At 75.7% G+C, this 17239-nt stretch carries 15 protein-coding genes; 9 read left to right on the forward strand and 6 right to left on the reverse strand.

What is annotated here, in order from left to right:
* Positions 1-97 precede the first annotated feature (97 nt).
* The 4 genes from brnQ (at position 98) to AC0VX0_RS07615 (ending at position 4124) form a co-directional block, all read left to right on the forward strand.
* Entirely contained in the window at positions 98-1492 is a 1395-nt protein-coding gene (brnQ, locus tag AC0VX0_RS07600) for a branched-chain amino acid transport system II carrier protein (RefSeq protein WP_119217199.1), read from the forward strand.
* Between the two features lie 114 nt (positions 1493-1606).
* Complete coding sequence (locus tag AC0VX0_RS07605) at positions 1607-2614, forward strand: IS481 family transposase (RefSeq protein ID WP_475451475.1); 1008 nt, start codon at positions 1607-1609, stop codon at positions 2612-2614.
* A gap of 10 nt (positions 2615-2624) precedes the next feature.
* Positions 2625-3743, forward strand: a complete 1119-nt coding sequence (locus AC0VX0_RS07610; RefSeq protein WP_119217197.1) for an NYN domain-containing protein — start codon at positions 2625-2627, stop codon at positions 3741-3743.
* 99 nt (positions 3744-3842) lie between these two features.
* Positions 3843-4124, forward strand: coding sequence for a hypothetical protein (locus AC0VX0_RS07615; RefSeq protein ID WP_036314326.1), 282 nt, complete (start codon positions 3843-3845; stop codon positions 4122-4124).
* Positions 4125-4151: 27 nt separating this feature from the next.
* Here the strand turns inward: AC0VX0_RS07615 and AC0VX0_RS07620 are convergent, their stop codons facing one another.
* The 6 genes from AC0VX0_RS07620 to hemE are packed head-to-tail and all read right to left on the reverse strand — an operon-like array spanning position 4152 to position 10975.
* Positions 4152-4991, reverse strand: coding sequence for a uroporphyrinogen-III synthase (locus AC0VX0_RS07620; RefSeq protein WP_119217196.1), 840 nt, complete (start codon positions 4989-4991; stop codon positions 4152-4154).
* Position 4992: 1 nt separating this feature from the next.
* The gene (hemC, locus tag AC0VX0_RS07625; protein ID WP_119217195.1) at positions 4993-6126 is read right to left on the reverse strand and encodes a hydroxymethylbilane synthase; all 1134 of its coding nucleotides are present in this window, start codon (positions 6124-6126) and stop codon (positions 4993-4995) included.
* A 4-nt stretch (positions 6127-6130) separates the two neighbouring features.
* Positions 6131-7480, reverse strand: coding sequence for a ferrochelatase (locus AC0VX0_RS07630; RefSeq protein WP_475451478.1), 1350 nt, complete (start codon positions 7478-7480; stop codon positions 6131-6133).
* Positions 7480-8196: a hydrogen peroxide-dependent heme synthase gene (hemQ, locus tag AC0VX0_RS07635; protein ID WP_036314319.1), complete on the reverse strand. Its 717-nt coding sequence runs from the start codon at positions 8194-8196 to the stop codon at positions 7480-7482. Before hemQ ends, AC0VX0_RS07630 begins: the two co-directional genes overlap by 1 nt.
* 50 nt (positions 8197-8246) lie before the next feature.
* Positions 8247-9755, reverse strand: coding sequence for a protoporphyrinogen/coproporphyrinogen oxidase (locus AC0VX0_RS07640; protein ID WP_036381112.1), 1509 nt, complete (start codon positions 9753-9755; stop codon positions 8247-8249).
* On the reverse strand, positions 9752-10975 hold the full coding sequence (hemE, locus tag AC0VX0_RS07645; RefSeq protein ID WP_069941430.1) for a uroporphyrinogen decarboxylase: 1224 nt from the start codon (positions 10973-10975) through the stop codon (positions 9752-9754). The genes AC0VX0_RS07640 and hemE overlap by 4 nt, the downstream gene beginning before the upstream one ends.
* 136 nt (positions 10976-11111) lie before the next feature.
* Here hemE and AC0VX0_RS07650 point away from each other — a divergent pair, with 136 nt between their 5' ends.
* From AC0VX0_RS07650 to AC0VX0_RS07670, 5 genes are all read left to right on the forward strand, one after another.
* On the forward strand, positions 11112-12464 hold the full coding sequence (locus AC0VX0_RS07650; protein WP_069941429.1) for a glutamyl-tRNA reductase: 1353 nt from the start codon (positions 11112-11114) through the stop codon (positions 12462-12464).
* Between the two features lie 25 nt (positions 12465-12489).
* Positions 12490-13146, forward strand: a complete 657-nt coding sequence (locus AC0VX0_RS07655) for a TetR/AcrR family transcriptional regulator (protein ID WP_069941428.1) — start codon at positions 12490-12492, stop codon at positions 13144-13146.
* A 120-nt stretch (positions 13147-13266) separates the two neighbouring features.
* Positions 13267-13491 carry a DUF3107 domain-containing protein gene (locus tag AC0VX0_RS07660; RefSeq protein WP_049147259.1) on the forward strand — a complete coding sequence of 75 codons (225 nt, stop codon included), beginning with the start codon at positions 13267-13269 and terminating at the stop codon, positions 13489-13491.
* A 68-nt stretch (positions 13492-13559) separates the two neighbouring features.
* Positions 13560-15125, forward strand: coding sequence for an RNB domain-containing ribonuclease (locus AC0VX0_RS07665; protein WP_049147257.1), 1566 nt, complete (start codon positions 13560-13562; stop codon positions 15123-15125).
* A gap of 250 nt (positions 15126-15375) precedes the next feature.
* Positions 15376-17217 carry a DEAD/DEAH box helicase gene (locus tag AC0VX0_RS07670; protein WP_095353688.1) on the forward strand — a complete coding sequence of 614 codons (1842 nt, stop codon included), beginning with the start codon at positions 15376-15378 and terminating at the stop codon, positions 17215-17217.
* Positions 17218-17239 lie beyond the last annotated feature (22 nt).

The following is a 17239-nucleotide window of genomic DNA, read 5'->3' on the forward strand; positions in this document are numbered from 1 at the left end:
CACGCTCCTGGTTCGGGGACCCGTCCAGTCTAGGCGCGGAGGCTGACCGCGCGCCGGGTACAGTCGTGGCGCCCCGTCCGCCGTCGAGAGGCCCGTGATGCCCCCGCGCCTGCGCCCCGGTCAGACCCTGCTGCTGGCCTCGCTCGTCTTCGGCCTGTTCTTCGGCGCGGGCAACCTGATCTTCCCCGCCGGCCTGGGCCGGGATGCGGGCGCCGCGGTCACGCCGGCCACGCTCGGCTTCCTCGTCACGGCGGTGGGGCTGCCGGTCCTGGGCATCGTCGCCTCGGCGGTGACGGGGGCGCGCTCGGTCCGTGAGATGACGGCGCCCGTCTCCCGGCGCTTCGCCGTGGCGTTCACGTGCCTGCTGTACCTGACGATCGGCCCCCTCTTCGCCATCCCCCGCACCGCCACGGTGTCCTATGAGATCGGTGTCGCGCCCCTGGCGGGCGACGGCGGCCTGCGGCTGCTCGGCTTCACGGCGGCGTTCTTCGCGGTCGCCGCGGTCGCGGCGTTCCGTCCGGGCCGGCTCATGGAGTGGGTGGGGCGGTACCTGACCCCGGCGTTCCTGGTCCTGCTCGGCGCTCTGGTGGCGGCCGCCGTCGTGGCCCCGATGAGCACGGGCGCCCTGCCCTCGCCGACCCCCGCCTACGCCGACGGGGCGCTCGTGCGGGGCCTGCTGGACGGCTACGCCACGATGGACGCGCTCGCCTCGCTCGCCTTCGCGGTCGTGATCGTCGACGCCGCCCGGCGCCTGGGCGTGACGGGCCCGCGCCGCATGGCGGTGGAGCTGGGCAAGGCGGGGCTGCTCGGCGGCGCGGCGATGACGGTGGTCTACGCCTCGCTGGCGTACGTCGGCGCCACGAGCCACGGCGCGTTCGCGCAGGCCACGAACGGCGGCGACGTCCTCGCCCGCAGCGCGAGCCACTTCTTCGGCACGGCGGGCGCGTACCTCATCGCGGCCATCGTCTTCGTCGCGTGCCTGAAGACCTGCATCGGACTGATCGTGGCGTGCGCCGAGATGTTCGCGGAGATGTTCCCCGGGTCCTACCGGCTGTGGGCGGGCCTCTTCCTCGTGGTGTCCTTCGCGCTCGCCAACCTGGGCCTGGAGGCGATCATCGCCTGGTCCGTCCCGGTGCTGATGTTCCTCTACCCGATCGCCGTCGTCGTCATCCTGCTCGGCCTCGCCTGGGCCTGGGTGCGGGACCGCCCGGCGGTGGCCCGCTGGGTGGTCGCCTGCACGGGGCTCGCCGCCTTCTTCGACCTGCTGGGCGCCCTGCCGGAGGCGCTCGTGACGACGCCGCCCGTCACCGCCCTGACGGGCCTGGCCGGCCGGGTGCTGCCCGGCTACGCGGTCGGCTTCGGCTGGGTGGTCCCGGCGCTCGTCGGGCTGGTCGTCGGCACGCTGGCCGCCGCCTCGCGGCCCCGCTCCCGCCGGGGCGAGCGGGAGGCGATCCCGGTCACCGCCGGCCACGGGCGCACCGCCGCCGACTAGGTGTTGTGGGTCATGAGGTTCTTGACATCCGTACCGGGCTGAGATGAGACGAGTGGGCCCCGCCCCGCAGGATGGAAGTTCCTCAACAACCCACCTGCCAGAAGAGACCCACTCATGACTCACGCTAACGCACCCCTGACCCCCACTGGCCGTCTCAGGATGGTCCAACGCCACCTGCACGACGGGATCCCGCAGGCACACGTGGCAGCCGAGTTCCGGGTGAGCCGGCCCACGGTGGCCACCTGGGTCGCCCGCTACCGCGCCCAGGGAGAAGCCGGCCTTCAGGACCTGCCCAGCCGGCCGCACCGTTCACCTGCCCAGCTCGATCCGGTCCTGGTCGCCCAGATCCACGCCCTGCGGCGGGAGCGCAAGTGGTCCGCACGGCGCATCCATCACCACCTCGTCTCCGAGGGCCACCGGGTGTGTCTTCGTACCGTGGGACGGTGGCTGCACCGGGCCGGGATCTCCCGCCTACGGGACCTGACCCCGGCCGGAGAAGACCTGCGCCAACGACCCCAGAAGATCACCGCGAGAGGGCCGGGGCACATGGTGCACCTGGATGTGAAGAAGATCGGGAAGATCCCAGACGGGGGCGGCTGGCGCACCCACGGACGTGAAAGTGAAGCAGGCCGTGCTTCCAAGCGTGGTGCAGGCCGGCGGGTCGGCTACACCTATCTGCATTCGGCGATCGACGGGTTCACCCGCCTGGCGTACACCGAAGCGTTGGAGGACGAGCGGGCGGCCACGACCGTGAGCTTCTACTGCCGGGCGAGGGCGTTCTTCGCCGAACACGGCATCACCGTGGACCGGGTGATCACGGACAACGGAAACAACTACCGGGCTGCGGACTTCACCGCGAAGGTGGTCTCGCTCGGAGGCCGGCACCACCGGATCCGGCCCTACACCCCGCGCCATAACGGGAAGGTGGAGAGGTACAACCGGCTGATGGTCGATGAGGTCCTCTACGCCCGCCCCTACACCTCAGAGCAGGCTCGGCGTGAGGCCCTGGCGGTGTGGGTGAACCACTACAACTACCATCGGCCTCATACCTCCTGCGGGGACGCCCCGCCGACCTCGTTGGCACCGGCCCGAGTCAACAACGTCATGCCCTCCTACAACTAGGGTGGGACACATGCCCGAACCCACCCCCGCATCCCTGCGCATCGCCGTCCTGATGGACAGCGACAACGTCTCCCCCAAGTTCGCCCCCCTGATCCTCGAGGAGCTCGCCACCTACGGCACCCCCACGATCAAGCGCGCGTACGGCGACTGGACCACGACCAACCTCAACGGCTGGAAGAAGGCGCTGAACCACCACGCGATCCAGCCGGTCCAGCAGTTCGCCTACACCGTGGGCAAGAACTCCTCGGACTCCGCGCTCATCATCGACGCGATGGACCTGCTCTGGATGGGCAACGTGGACGCGTTCGCCCTCGTCTCCTCCGACTCCGACTTCACGCGCCTGGCCACCCGCCTGCGCGAGGGCGGCAAGCGCGTGATCGGCCTGGGCGCCCGCAAGACCCCCGCCTCCCTGCGCAACGCCGTGGACCAGTTCATCTACCTCGAGCTGCTCGGCACCGCCACGGACCACGACGTCGACGACGACGAGACCGGCGAGGACGCCCCCGCCAAGGAGGAGAACGCCAAGGCGTCCGAGGGCTCCGGCCGCTCGGGGTCCCGCCGCGGCGGTCGAGGCCGCGGTCGCGGGGCAAAGACCACCGACGCCACCGACACCCCCGAGGCCACGGACGCGGACGCGGAGGCCCCCGCTGTCGACGAGGCCCCTGCTGCCGACGAGGCCCCCGCCGCCGACGCGGCGCCCGCCGGGGACGCGGCGCCCGCCGGGGACGCCGCCGCCGGCAAGGACGGGAAGGCCGCGGAGGCGAAGTCCGGGGCCGGTCGGCGGGGCCGCCGTGCGTCGTCGTCGGACGTCACCGAGGACCCGACCCCGCCCGAGGTGCCGGTCGAGGCCGAGCCCGAGCACGACGAGGCCGACGCCGCCCCGCGCATCGACCTGCAGGCCGCGCTCACCAAGGCCGTCAACGCCACGAGCACCGACGACGGCTGGGCCACGCTGTCCCTGATCGGCCAACACCTGAGCCGCACCCACGTGGACTTCGACCCGCGCGACTTCGGACACTCCAAGCTCTCCACCCTCGTGGAGGACCAGCCGTACCTGCGCACCCGCACCGAGGGCCGGACCATGGAGGTCTCGCTGGTCCGCCGCCGCAGCCGCCGCGCCGAGGGCTGAGCGGCACGGCCCGTCGTCCCCCGCGGCCGGCGGGCCGGTCCACCGGCCGTTCACCCGCCGGCCACCCGCCCACCACGCCCGTTCGGTAGGCTCCCCGGCATGGGGAACACTCTGGACTTCCTGCGCGGCGTCGACCGCCTGCACGCCTTCTACACGGAGAACGTGCGCATGCTCGCGCACGCGTACGACCTGACGGATGAGGAAGCCTCGGAGCTGCTCGCCAACACGGGCTTCACCAACGTCTCGGTCGCCATCCTGCGCGGCCCGCGGGTGGACATCATGGCCGCCGCCACCGGCGTGCCGCAGGACGAGAGGCACGACGCCGGCCCGGCGCCGACGGAGGACGACGCGCCCGACCCGGACGGCGGCCGCCCCGACTGAGCCTCGCCTCGAGTGCGGACGGGCGGCTCAGGCCGCAGCGCGCAGCACGGCCAGCACTCCGGCCGCATCCGGCGTGGGGGCCGTCCCGAGCAGGGGCAGACCCCGCCGCGCGCATGTGTCCCGGGTCGGCGCGCCGATCGCCACGAGCCGCACCCGCTCCCCCACCAGCGGCGTCAGACCCGCGGCCACGAACTCCTCCGCCGCGGACGAGCTGGTGAGCACCACGGCGGTCCCCGCCGCGACCTCGGCCAGCCGCGCGGGCGTCACGACGTCCCCCCGGCCCTCGTCCGCCGCCCCGTCGAGCAGCCGCCTGCCGGCCTGCGCCGGATACGGCACCGTCCGGTAGGCGAGCCCGGTCCGCACGTCCCAGCCCGCCGCGCGCAGGCCGTCGGCGAGGCGGGACCGGGCCCGATCGGACTGGGGCAGCCACGCGCGGGCGCCGCGGGGATGCAGGGCGGCGAGTCCGGCGATCAGGCCCTCGGCGGAGCGGTCCTCGGGCGGCAGCCACGGCGCCGCGTCGCAGCCCGCCTCGGTCAGCACCCGTGCCGTGCCCGGTCCGGTGACCGCGATCCGCGCGCCCGCCGGGACATGGCCGTCCCAGCCGACGGCCCTGAGCGCGCGCACGGTGTTGGGGCTCGTCACCACGAGCCAGCGGGACCCGTCCGAGCGCACCGGCCCGGCCGCATCACCGTCGGCCCCCGCCCAGTCCGCGAGCAGCGCGCGCAGGGGGCCGTCGTCGTCGGGCAGTGCGAAGTCGGTCAGCGGCAGGAAGCCGACCCGCAGCCGCCGCCCCGCCACCTCGGTGCCGGCGAGACCGGCCTCGAGGTCGCCGGCCTGGGCCGGCTGGCGGGTGAGCAGGACGCGCATCTCAGGCCGGGTCGTCGGGGCGCGGGGCGCCGTCGCCCCGGTCCACCCCGCGCACCGTGCCGGGCAGCAGGTCGGCGCCCTCGGCCACGAACTGCTCGGCCACGTGCACGCCGAGTGCCTCCGCGGCCACGAACAGGGTGTCCTCGAGCCACTCGTCGCCGGCCGCCGGGTCGCCGGCCACGTCGGTCGGCACCGGGTCGAGCTGCACGGACGAGGTCCGGCGCAGCACGCGCGAGCCGTCGAGGGCGGCCACCATCGCGGTCATCTCGATGCGCGGCGCGCCGGCCTCGCCGTCGGTCACGCGGGCCACGGCCCCGATCGGCGCGGCGCAGCCGGCCTCGAGGCGGCGCAGCAGGGCCCGCTCGGCGGTGACCGCCACGTGGGTGTCCCGATCGTCGACCAGCTCGAGGGCGGCGTGCAGCCTCCCGACCGGCGCCTCGGGGTCCAGGAGCGCCCGACCGAGGAAGGACTCGTCCTCGGCCCGGATCTCCACGGCCAGGGCGCCCTGCCCGGGGGCGGGCACCATGACCTCCGGGTCGATCCGCTCGGTGATCACGTGGTCCAGGCCGAGCCGGTCGAGCCCGGCACAGGCCAGGATCACGGCGTCGAGGTCACCGCGGGGCGAACCCGCGGCGGCCGGGGCGTGATCGTCGTGCTGCTCCAGCCCGGGCACGCGGGCCAGGCGGGTCTGCACGTTGCCGCGGATGTCCACCAGCTCCAGATCCGGGCGCAGCGCCTTGAGCTGGGCCACGCGGCGCGGCGAGCCCGTGCCCACCCGGGCGCCCTCGGGCAGGGTCGCCAGGGTGAGGCCGTCGCGGGCGCACAGGGCGTCCCGCAGGTCGGCCCGGGCCGGCACCGCGGCGATCTCGAGGGTCTCCGGTTGGACGGCCGGCAGGTCCTTGAGCGAGTGCACGGCCGCGTCCACGACGCCGTCGAGCACGGCGGCCCGCAGCGCCGAGGCGAACACGCCGGTGCCGCCCAGCGAGGCCAGCGAGCCGGTGGTGACGTCGCCCTCGGTGCGGATCACCACCAGCTCGTGGGCCAGGCCGGAGCGCTCCGTGAGCGTCTCGGCCACGTGGGTGGTCTGCGTGGTCGCCAGGGCGGAGCCCCGGGTGCCGATGCGCAGGGGGGTCACGGTCTCAGGCCTCCTCGGCGGGGGCCGCGGCGCCCGCCTCGTGCTCGGCCAGCCCGCGCACGGCGGCGTCGACAGCGGACGTCGTCGGCCGCGTCGAGCCGTCCCGCATCACCTTGACGCAGCAGTCCGGCCGGCACACGTCGTACCACGCCGGGAAGCAGCCGACCGCGGCGCGACCCTCGCGCCGGCCCAGCCGCTCCTCCACGATGTCCACGAGCCCGGCCACGAACCGCGGGTCGGTGCCCGGGGTGGGGCTGCGACGGAACCCCACGCCCAGCCCCTCGGCGGTCTCCTTGGCCTCGGTGTCGAGGTCCCAGACCACCTCCATGTGGTCCGAGACGAACCCCAGCGGCACGACGATGAAGCCCGCCACGGCACGCCCCTGCGCGTCCGTCTCGGCGCCCTCGCCCGCGAGGTGCTCCATCGCGTCGTTGATGTCCGGCTCCAGCCACGGCACCGAGGGCGGGCCGGAGCGCGACTGGTACACGAGCGACCACGGCACGTCCGCGGCCTCGGGCACGCCGGCGAGGATCTCGCGGGCCACGTCGAGGTGCTGCGCCGAGTACACGTCCGCACCCTCGTCGCCCGGCTCCGCCCCCGCCTGCGCGCGCAGGTCTGCGGCGAGGCCGCGCGGGCCGGCCGCGGCGGCGTCGGAGGTGGGGATCGAGTGGGTCGCGAAGAGCACGTGGATCCGCGCGTCGTCCCCCAGCTCCGCGCGCAGCGACGCCAGGTCCGCGCGCAGGCCGTCCCGGAACGGCTCGATGAAGCCGGGGTGGTTGAAGTACTGGCGCGTCTTGTCCAGGTCCACCTTCCCGGTCAGGCCGGTCTGCTCCAGGGCCATGCCCATGTCCTCGCGGTACTGGCGGCACGAGGAGTAGCAGGAGTACGCGGAGGTGGTGACCGTCAGGATGCGGCGGTGCCCGTCGGCGTGCATCCGCGCGAGGGTGTCCGGGAAGTAGGGCTCCCAGTTGCGGTTGCCCCAGTACACGGGCAGGTCCAGGCCGCGGGCGGCCAGCTCGGCCTCGATGGCCGCCTTCAGCGCGCGGTTCTGCGCGTTGATGGGGCTGACACCGCCGTTGGCGCGGTAGTGGGTGGCGACCTCCTCGAGGCGCTCGTCCGGGATGCCGCGCCCGCGCGTGACGTTGCGCAGGAACGGGATCACGTCGTCCTGGCCCTCGGGCCCGCCGAAGGAGGCGAGCAGCAGGGCGTCGTAGTCCTTGGGGGCCATCACGCCGCACACGTCGTAGTCGACGCCGGCGGCGGCCTTCTCGGGCGTCCGGAGGGCCGGGGCGACGCCGGCGTCCGGGCCGGTGTGGACGGGCGCGTTGGCGCGGGGCTCGGGGGCGGTAGTCATCAGGCCAGCACCTCCGCGATCTCGGCGGTCTCCAGACGGCGTCCGGTGTAGAACGGCACCTCGCTGCGCACGTGCAGGCGGGTCTCGTTGTTGCGCAGGTGGCGCATCATGTCCACCAGGTCCGTCAGCTCGTCCGCCTCGAGGCCCAGCAGCCACTCCCAGTCGTTCAGGCCGAACGCGCTGGTGGTGTTCGCCCACACCTGCGGGAAGTCCTGGCCGAGCTGGCCGTGCTCGCGGAGCATGCGGGCCCGCTCCTTCGGGTCCAGCAGGTACCAGTCGTACGAGCGCACGAACGGGTAGAAGCACAGCCACTTCAGGGCCTTGCGGCCCATGGCGAAGGCGGGGACGTGGTCCTTGTTGAACTCGGCCATGCGATCGGCGCCCATGGCCGAGAGCACCATCGTGGTGCCCTCGAGCAGACGGGTGCGGCGCAGCTCGCGGATGGCGGCCTGCAGGTCCTCGGGCACCTGGCCGTACATCCACACCATGACGTCGCCGGCCTCGCGCATGCCCGAGACGTCGTAGACGCCGCGCACGGTCACGCCCGTCTGGGCCACCCGCGCGACGGCCTCGTCGAACTCCTTGGCGGCCTTCTTCGCGTCGCGGCCCTCCAGTCCCAGCCAGCCTGGCTCGCCCTGCGGGCGGGCGAACACGGTGTAGGTGGTGAACCAGTCCTTGCCGGCCTCGGCAGGGGTGGTGGTGCTGTCCTTGGTCATGGTCCTCTTCCTTGGGATCCGATTGCGTCAGGGGTGGTCTGGGGGCGAGGTCAGCCGGCGGGCGGTGCGTCGGCGCCGAGGGTGCGGTCCACGCCGGCGACGACGGCGGCCAGCCCGGTGCCGTGCACCCAGCTGCCCACGAGGTCGAGGCCGGGCACGTCCCGTGCCCAGTCGATCAGCGTGTCCGCCTTCGCGCGGTCGGGGCCGGCCTGCGGCGGGATGGAGCGGCGCCAGCGGGTGACGGTGCGGGCGACGACGTCCTCCTCCGCCAGCGGCACCCCGGTGAGAGTCGCCGTGTCCACGAGCGCCTGCGCGAGCAGCTCCTCGTCCGCGCTGCGGTGGCCCAGGGCCTCGGGCCCGCCGCCCTGGCGGCCGTAGGACAGGCGCAGCACGTGGCGGTGGGGATGACGGGCGACGCCGTCCTCCTGCGGCCGCGCGACGACCTCGCGCAGCCACGCCCACTTGGCGGTGGCGTGGGTCAGGGCCTTGGCGGCCACGTCCGTCCCGGCGCCGACCAGCACTCCGGTGCCGCGTGGCGCGTCGTCCAGGCCCGCGGCCTCGACGACGAGCGTGGCCAGCGCGATGCCCTCGCCGAGGGCGGGGCCGGCGTCGGGGTCCAGGGCCTCGGCCGAGAGCGGGGCCAGCAGGTCCCAGGCGGTGACGCCGTCCACGGCCAGCACGACGCGGTCCACGTCGAGCCCGCGGACGACCTCGTCGTCCCGGTCCGAGATCTGGGCCCACCAGCCGCCGGTGGCGGGCACGCGGGACAGGGCGGCCACCCGGACACCGCGCAGGACGGTGGCCCCGTCCTCGCGCAGCGCCTCGACGAGCCGGCCGGTGAGGCGGACCATGCCGCCGTCCAGACCGGCCACGAGCGAGCCGGGGGTCCCGGTGGACCGCAGCGCGGCGACGCCCGCGGCCAGCCCGCCGTGCTCCACGGCGGCGGCGAGCAGGCCGGGGGCCACGCGCTCCAGCTCGACGACCGCGGGGTCGGCCGAGTGGACTCCGGCGACGACGGGGGCCACGAGGCGGTCGAGCACCTCGTCGCCGAGGCGGTCGGCCACGACCTGCGCGACGGTCACCGGCTCGCCGGCCGCGAGCGCGGCGGCCCAGCGATCCATGGGGGCCTCGGCGTCCTGCCGGGCGCGCTCCAGGCCGGCCGGCGTGAGGGCGGCGGCGAGGTCCTCGGCGTCGAGGTCGCCGGGGATGCCGACGATGCCGAGACGCGGGGCGCGCACGGGGCCGGCGGGACCGTGCAGCCACGAGCCGAGGGGCTCGGGCGCGACGATCTTCTCGCCCAGCCCGAGCTCCTCCACGAGCGCGCGCACGGCGGCGCCGCGGACGGCGAACGACTCGGCGCCGCCGTCGAGTTCGAGGGTCTGGGTCTCGGGGGCCCCGGTCTCGCCGTGCGAGGGGACGTCGAGGAAGCGCGGGGAGACCGCGCCCCCGAGCACGGAGGTGGCCTCGGCGAGGGTCACGTCCCAGCCCGCCGCGGACAGTCGGTGGGCCGCGACGAGGCCGGCGATGCCGCCGCCGACCACGAGCGCCGTGCCGCTCATGCGCGCTCCTCCCGCTCGGCGGTCTCGACCCCCGGTGCCGGGTCCTGGCCCTCCCGCTCCGGCACGGGCAGGGAGTGGATCAGCTCGACCACGCGGGTCAGCACGGCCGCGTCCGTCTCCGGCGGCACGCCGTGGGCGAGGTTGACGACGTGGCCGGGCGCGACGGCGCCGGAGGCGACAACGTCGCGCACGTGGGCCTCGAGGACCTCCCACGGGGCGGCGAGCAGGGCCGGGTCGATGTTGCCCTGCAGGGGCACGGCGCCGCGTCCGTCGGGGCCGGGGTTCGCGCTGAGCCGGCGGTGCGCCTCGGCGAGCGTGAGGCGGTGGTCCACGCCGACGGCGGTCGCGCCCGCGTCACGCATGTGGTGCAGGAACTCTCCGGTGCCCGTGCCGAAGTGCAGGAGCGGGGCGCCGTCGGGGACGCCGGGCCCGGCGAGGTCGGCGACATGGGCGAGGGCCGCCGTCGAGTGCGGCTGCACGTGCTCGAGGTAGTCGTCCGCCGAGAGCGAACCGGCCCACGAGTCGAACAGCTGCGCGGCGGAGGCGCCGGACTCGAGCTGGGCGCGCAGGAACTGGCCGGACACGGTGGCCGCCCAGCCGGCCAGGGCGGCCCAGGTCTCGGGGTCGGCGTGCATCATGCGTCGCGGGCCGAAGTGGTCGCGGGAGGGACGGCCCTCCACCATGTACGCCGCCAGCGTGAAGGGGGCGCCGGCGAAGCCGATCAGGGGGCGCGGGCCCAGCTCGGCGACGGTGGCCGCGACGGCCTCGCGGATGACGTCCAGGGCGGCGTCCTCGAGGACGGGCAGCGCGGCGACGTCGTCGGCGGTGCGGACGGCCTGGCCGAGCACGGGGCCCACGCCGGGCTGGATCTCCACGTCCACGCCCGCCAGGCGCAGGGGGACCACGATGTCCGAGAAGAAGATCGCCGCGTCGACGTCGTGGCGGCGCACCGGCTGCATCGTGATCTCCCGGACCAGGTCCGGCATGAGGCAGGAGTCGAGCATCCCGATCCCCTCGCGCACCCGGCGGTACTCGGGCAGCGAACGGCCGGCCTGCCGCATGAACCACACGGGGTGGCGGTCGGGGCGCTGGCCGCGCAGCGCGCGGAGGAGCGGGCTGGCCACGGTCGAGCGTGACGGATCCTCGGTGCGCAGCGGGTGCTCGGCGGGCAGTGCCGGGACGGCCGCGGGGGTCTCGGGGGTCTGGGACAGGGCGGACATGCCCCCAGTGTCCCACCGGTCGTGTCGCGGTGGCACATCCGCGTCCTCCGTGAGCGTCGTCACACTGGCCGACGGCACCCGGGTCAGGTCCGCCTTCCCGGACGGGCGGGGCGGTCGGGGCTAGACTTGGCCCGCTGTGACTGTCTTCTCTCTCGTCGCCTCCCACCATGACCTGGACCTGGACACGGTCGCCCGCCTCAGCGCCGGCGCGACCGGGGTCGGGCCCGCCCTGCCCGGCAGCGGCGCGGCGGGCGCCGTCGTGCTGGCCACGTGCAACCGCGTGGAGATCTACGCCGAGGCCGACGCGGCCGGCGTCGAGGCCGCTCGCGCGGGGCTGCTGTCCGCCGTCGCCGCCTCCACCTCCCTGCCGGACGAGGACGTGCACACCGCGTTCCGCACGCTCGACGCCGACGCCACGGCCCGTCACCTCTTCGAGGTCGGCGCCGGACTGGACTCCGCCGTGGTGGGCGAGCGCGAGATCGCCGGTCAGGTCCGGCGCGCCCTGACGGCGGCCCAGGAGGCCGGCACCGCCTCGGGCCCGCTCGTCCGCCTCTTCGAGTCCGCCACGCGCACGGCCAAGGACGTCGGCTCCCGCACGGCGCTCGGCGCGGCCGGCCGCTCGGTCGTCTCCGTCGCCCTGGACCTCGCGGAGGAGCTGCGCGGTCTCACCGACGCCGCGGCCCAGCGTGACTTCTGGGCCGGGGCCACCATCCTGCTGATCGGCACGGGCGCCTACGCCGGCACCACGCTGGCGCAGCTGGCGGACCGGGGTGCGACCACCGTCGGCGTGCACTCGGCCTCGGGCCGCGCGGAGCAGTTCGTCGCGGACCGCGGCGGCTGGGCCCTCGCGCTCGGCGGCGAGGCCGTGGCCGGCGCCGTCGCCGAGGCGGACGTGATCATCGGCTCCTCCGGCGGCGAACGCCAGATCAGCCCCGAGCGCCTCCAGGAGCTGCGCAAGGGCGGACGGCGTCCGCTCACGGTGGTCGACCTGGCCCTCTCGCGCGACTTCGACCCGGCGGTCGCGGACCTGCCGGACGTCGACCTCATCACCCTCGAGTCGGTGCGGCTGGCCGCCCCCGAGCAGGCCCAGGTCGCCGTCGCCGAGGCCCGCGCGCTCGTGGACGATGCCGTCGAGGAGTACCGCGCCGCGCAGCGCGGCCGCAGTGCCGACGCGGCGATCAAGGCCCTGCGCCGCCACACCCTCGGGGTGCTCGACCGGGAGCTCGAGCGCGTGCGTGCCCGCCACGGCTGCACGGCGGCTGCCGAGGAGGTGGAGTTCGCCCTGCGCCGCATGGTGAACCAGCTCCTGCACGAGCCCAGCGTGCGCGCCAAGCGGCTCGCCGCCGAGGGCCGGCTCGACCGCTATGAGGACGCCCTCGAGGCGGTCTTCGGGATCGAGGCCCCCGGCCGCCCCGCCCCCGCCGTGGGCACGGTCGAGGCGGTCTGCCCCGCGCACGAGGACGAGGGCGGCGCCGCGCGCATCGCGTGAGCCGGCCCCGCGCCAGGAGGACCCCGTGACCGCCCACCCCGCCGCCACCGCGCCCGACGAGCCCGGGCGAGGCCGTCGTCTGCCCCGGCACGAGCGTCGCCGCCAGCTGTTGGACTGCGCCCGCGCGGTCTTCGCCGCGGAGCGGTACGCGGGGGCCTCCATGGAGCAGATCGCCGAGCGGGCCGAGGTCTCCAAGCCGGTCCTCTACCAGCACTTCCCCAGCAAGCACGAGCTCTTCCTCGAGCTGCTGGACGCCGAGGTCGCGAGCCTGCGCGCGCTCCTCGAGGCGGCGATGGACACCCGCCGGGACAATCGCGAACGGGTGCGGGCCACCGTCGCCGCCGTGTTCGAGTACATGGCCTCCCCCGAGCGGACCCACCGCCTGATCTTCGACTCCGGCATCGACGGGGACCCGGAGGTGCGCACGCGCAGCGAGGCCGTGCACCGGCTGCTCTCCTCCGAGGTCGCGCGCACCATCCGCGCGGACACCACCGTGGCCGAGGCCGAGGCCGAGGTGCTCTCCCGCGGACTCGTCGGCTATCTCCTGGGCGCCGCCCGCCACTGGGCGGACCGGCTCGACGCCGACGCCCGCCCCGCCGCCGCCGAGATGGCCCGCACGGTGGACGCGCTCGTCTGGCGCGGCCTCGCCTCGCTGCCCTCCGCGGACGACGCGCCGCGCTGACCCGGCCGTCCGGCCCGTTTCGCCCGCGGGTGAACCTCGGGGGTGCCCGTCCACCCCGCCGAGCGGTCCCGTAGGCTGACGGCGGACCGCACAGGACGCGACGAAGAGAAGAGGTTCCCCATGGAGATCCGCATCGGTGTGCAGCACGTCGGCCGCGAGGTCGTCATCGACAGCGAGCAGTCGGCGGACGAGGTCCGCTCCCTCGTGGACGCCGCCGTCTCCGACGGCACCCCGCTGGTCCTGGCGGACGCCAAGGGCCGCCAGGTGGTCGTCCCCGGCGACCGCATCGGCTTCGTGGAGATCGGCGCGAAGAAGTCGGGCCCGCTCGGGTTCGCCGCCTCCTGACCCGCCCGCACGCCCCGGTGATCCGCCGGGGCGTGCGTCGTCTCGGCCCCCTGCCCAGGAGCACCGCCATGACCCCTCACGCCCTCGGCCTCCGCGGCCCCGCCGACCCGACCCTGCTCGAGCGCCTCGCCGCCCTGCGGACGGAGCTCGAGTTGCCGCCGGCCTTCCCCGCCCCCGTCCTGGCCGAGGCGGAGGCGGCCGCGCGTGAGGTGCACGCGGGCCTGACCGGGAGCCCGGACCACGCGGACCGCACGGCCCTGCCGTTCGTCACCGTGGACCCCGCCGGCTCCACGGACCTGGACCAGGCCCTGCTCCTGACCCCCGCCGACGACGACGGCATCCTGGTCCGCTACGCGATCGCGGACGTGCCCGCCTTCGTGACCCCGGGCGGCGCCGTGGACGGCGAGGCCCGCCGCCGCGGCCAGACCGTCTACCTGCCCGACGGCCGGGTCCCCCTGCACCCGGAGGTGCTGAGCGAGGACGCCGCCTCGCTGCTGCCCGACCGCGAGCGCCCGGCGTTCGTGTGGACGTTCCTGCTGGACGCCGCGGGCGCCGTCGTCGAGACCGGCCTCGAACGCGCCCGCATCCGCTCCCGGGCGCAGCTGACGTACGGGCAGGTGCAGGCCTTCCTCGACGCACAGCCGGGGGCGCAGGCGCCGACGACGCCGCGCCCCGGGGTCACCGACGCGGACCGGGCCGCCGCCGAGGGGTGGCCGGCCGAGGTGCGCGACTCGCTGGCGCTGCTGCCGGAGGTGGGCCGACGGCGGGCCGCGCAGGAGGCCGCCCGCGGCGGCGCCTCCCTGAACCTGCCGGACCAGGAGGTCCGTGTCACCGAGGACGGGGCGCACGAGCTCGTGCACCGGGCGCCGTTGCCGGCGGAGGAGCACAACGCCCAGCTCTCCCTGCTGACCGGCATGGCCGCGGCCGAGCTGATGCTGGCCGCCGGAGTCGGGATCCTGCGTACGATGCCGGCGCCGGACACCGACGCCGTCGCCGCCTTCCGAGAGCGCACGCGCGCCCTGGGCGCCCCGTGGGACGAGGGCCAGGACTACGGCGCCTACCTGCGTTCCCTCGACCCCGCCGACGCGCGGCACCTGGCGGTGCTGCACGCGGCCACCGGGCTGTTCCGCGGCGCCGGGTACACGGCCTTCGACGCGCAGGCCGAGGACCCGGCCCTGCGCACCCCGCCGGACGAACCGGCCCAGGCCGCGCTCGCCGCCCCCTACGCCCACGCCACCGCTCCGCTGCGCCGGCTCGTGGACCGCTTCGTCCTGGCCCTGTGCCACGCCCATGCCATCGGCGCCCCCGCCCCCGCATGGGTCCGCAGCGCCCTGCCCGCGCTGCCCGCCCTCATGGCGGACTCGTCGCGCCGGGCCTCGGCCGCGAGCCGGACGGCGGCGGACCTCGTGGAGGCGGCGGCACTCGAGTCCCGCGTCGGCGCGGAGCTCGAGGGGATCGCGGTGCGCGAGGCGAAGGACGGCACGGAGGTGTGGCTGCTCGACCCGGCCGTGAGCCTGCGGGTGCCGGGCAGCGTCCCGGCGGGCACCCGGGTGCGCGTGCGGATCGAGGGCGTGGACCGCGCCTCGGGTGCGATCACGGCCGCGGGGGTAGACTGGCCGCACAGCTCACGCTGACCCAGGATGACCGGTCGCTCTCTGATCACCCTGACCCGCCGCCCGCGCCCCTGACGCCCGGGACGGCACCATGACCTGCCGGATCCGGCACGGCCCGCCGCGTACGGCGCGCCCGCCCGGTTCCACGGGGCGCCGCCCGTCGGCCGCTCCGCGTGCTTGCCTCGCGATCGGCTTCCGCTTGAACCGCGCGCACGGCGGAGCCGGGCCTTCCGCCCGCCGTGACGACGCCTGACCAGGAACGCGAGTCGCCATGACCCAGAACTCCGAGCACACCCCCGCCTCCGCCGACCTCGACCCGACGGTCGCCGCGATCGCGGAGGACATCGTCACCGAGGACGCCGCCCCCGTGGCCCCCGAGCAGACCTTCGCCGACTTCGGGGTGCACCCCGCGATCGTCGAGGCCCTGGAGGCCAAGGGCATCGTCCACCCCTTCCCCATCCAGGCCATGACCCTGCCGGTCGCCCTCGGCGGCCACGACATCATCGGCCAGGCCAAGACCGGCACCGGCAAGACCCTCGGCTTCGGCATCCCCGCGCTACAGCGCGCCATCGGCCCGGGCGAGCCCGGCTGGGACGGCCTCGAGGCCAAGGGCACCGCGGGCGCCCCGCAGGCCCTGATCGTCGCCCCGACGCGCGAGCTCGCCGTCCAGGTGGCCGGCGACCTCACGGCCGCCGCGGCCCGGCGCCCCCTGCGCATCGCCACCATCTACGGCGGCCGCGCCTACGAGCCGCAGATCGAGGAGCTGCAGCGCGGCGTCGAGATCGTCGTCGGCACCCCCGGCCGCCTCATCGACCTGATGCGCCAGCGCCACCTGCGCCTGGACCTGGTGAACACGGTGGTGCTGGACGAGGCCGACGAGATGCTGGACCTCGGCTTCCTCCCCGACGTCGAGACCCTGCTCGCCGCCGTCCCGGCCGTGCGTCAGACCATGCTGTTCTCGGCCACCATGCCGGGTCCCGTGGTCGCGATGGCGCGCCGCTACATGACGCAGCCGACCCACATCCGCGCGGCGGACCCGGAGGACGAGGGCCTGACGAAGAAGGACATCCGTCAGCTCGTCTACCGCGCCCACCACATGGACAAGGACGAGCTCGTGGCCCGCGCCCTGCAGGCCGAGGGCCGCGGCCGGACCATCATCTTCACGCGCACCAAGCGCACGGCCGCTCGCGTGGCGGACGAGCTGACGGCGCGCGGCTTCGCGGCCGGCGCGCTGCACGGCGACCTCGGCCAGGGCGCCCGCGAGCAGGCGCTGCGCGCGTTCCGCAACGGCAAGGTGGACATCCTCGTGGCCACCGACGTCGCGGCGCGCGGCATCGACGTCGACGACGTCACGCACGTGTTCAACTTCCAGGCGCCGGAGGACGAGAAGACCTACGTGCACCGCGTGGGCCGCACGGGCCGCGCCGGCAACAAGGGCGTGGCGGTGACCCTCGTGGACTGGGAGGACATGCCGCGCTGGTCCCTGATCGACAAGGCGCTCGGCCTCGGCCAGCCCGAGCCGGTGGAGACCTACTCCTCCTCCCCGCACCTGTTCTCCGACCTCGGCATCCCGAAGGGCACGAAGGGCCGTCTGCCGCAGGCCAAGCGCGTGCTCGAGGGCCTCGAGGGCGAGACGCTCGAGGACCTCGGCGGCCCCGAGGCGAAGCAGCGCGACGGCGGCCGCGGACGGGGTCGCGAGGGCGGCCGGTCCCGCGACGGCGAGCGCGGCGGCCGAGGCCGGGGCGGGCGCTCCGGCGAGGGCCGTGACCGGGCGCGCGGCGGAGGCCGTGGCGAACGGAACCGGGGCGGCCGCTCCGGCGAGGGCCGTGACGATGCACGCGGCGGAGGCCGCGGCGAGCGCTCGGCCCGCGGGCGTGGTGAGGCACCCGCCGAGCAGCGCGCCGAGGGCCGGGGCCGTGGTCGCGGCGAGGGCCGCGAGCGCACCGCCTCGCGCTCCGAGACCCCCGCGGCCCGGACGTCGGAGCCGGTGGCCGGCGTCGAGCTCACGGAGGCCCGCCGGGCCGAGCGCGCCGAGGCCCGGGCCGAGGCCCGTCGTCGCCGGGGCGGCCGCTCCCGCACGCGGCGCCGCAACGGCGAGGTCGTGGACGGCTGACCCTCCCTTCCGGGCCCCCGGG

This window comes from Micrococcus sp. iso_26, assembly GCF_056172975.1.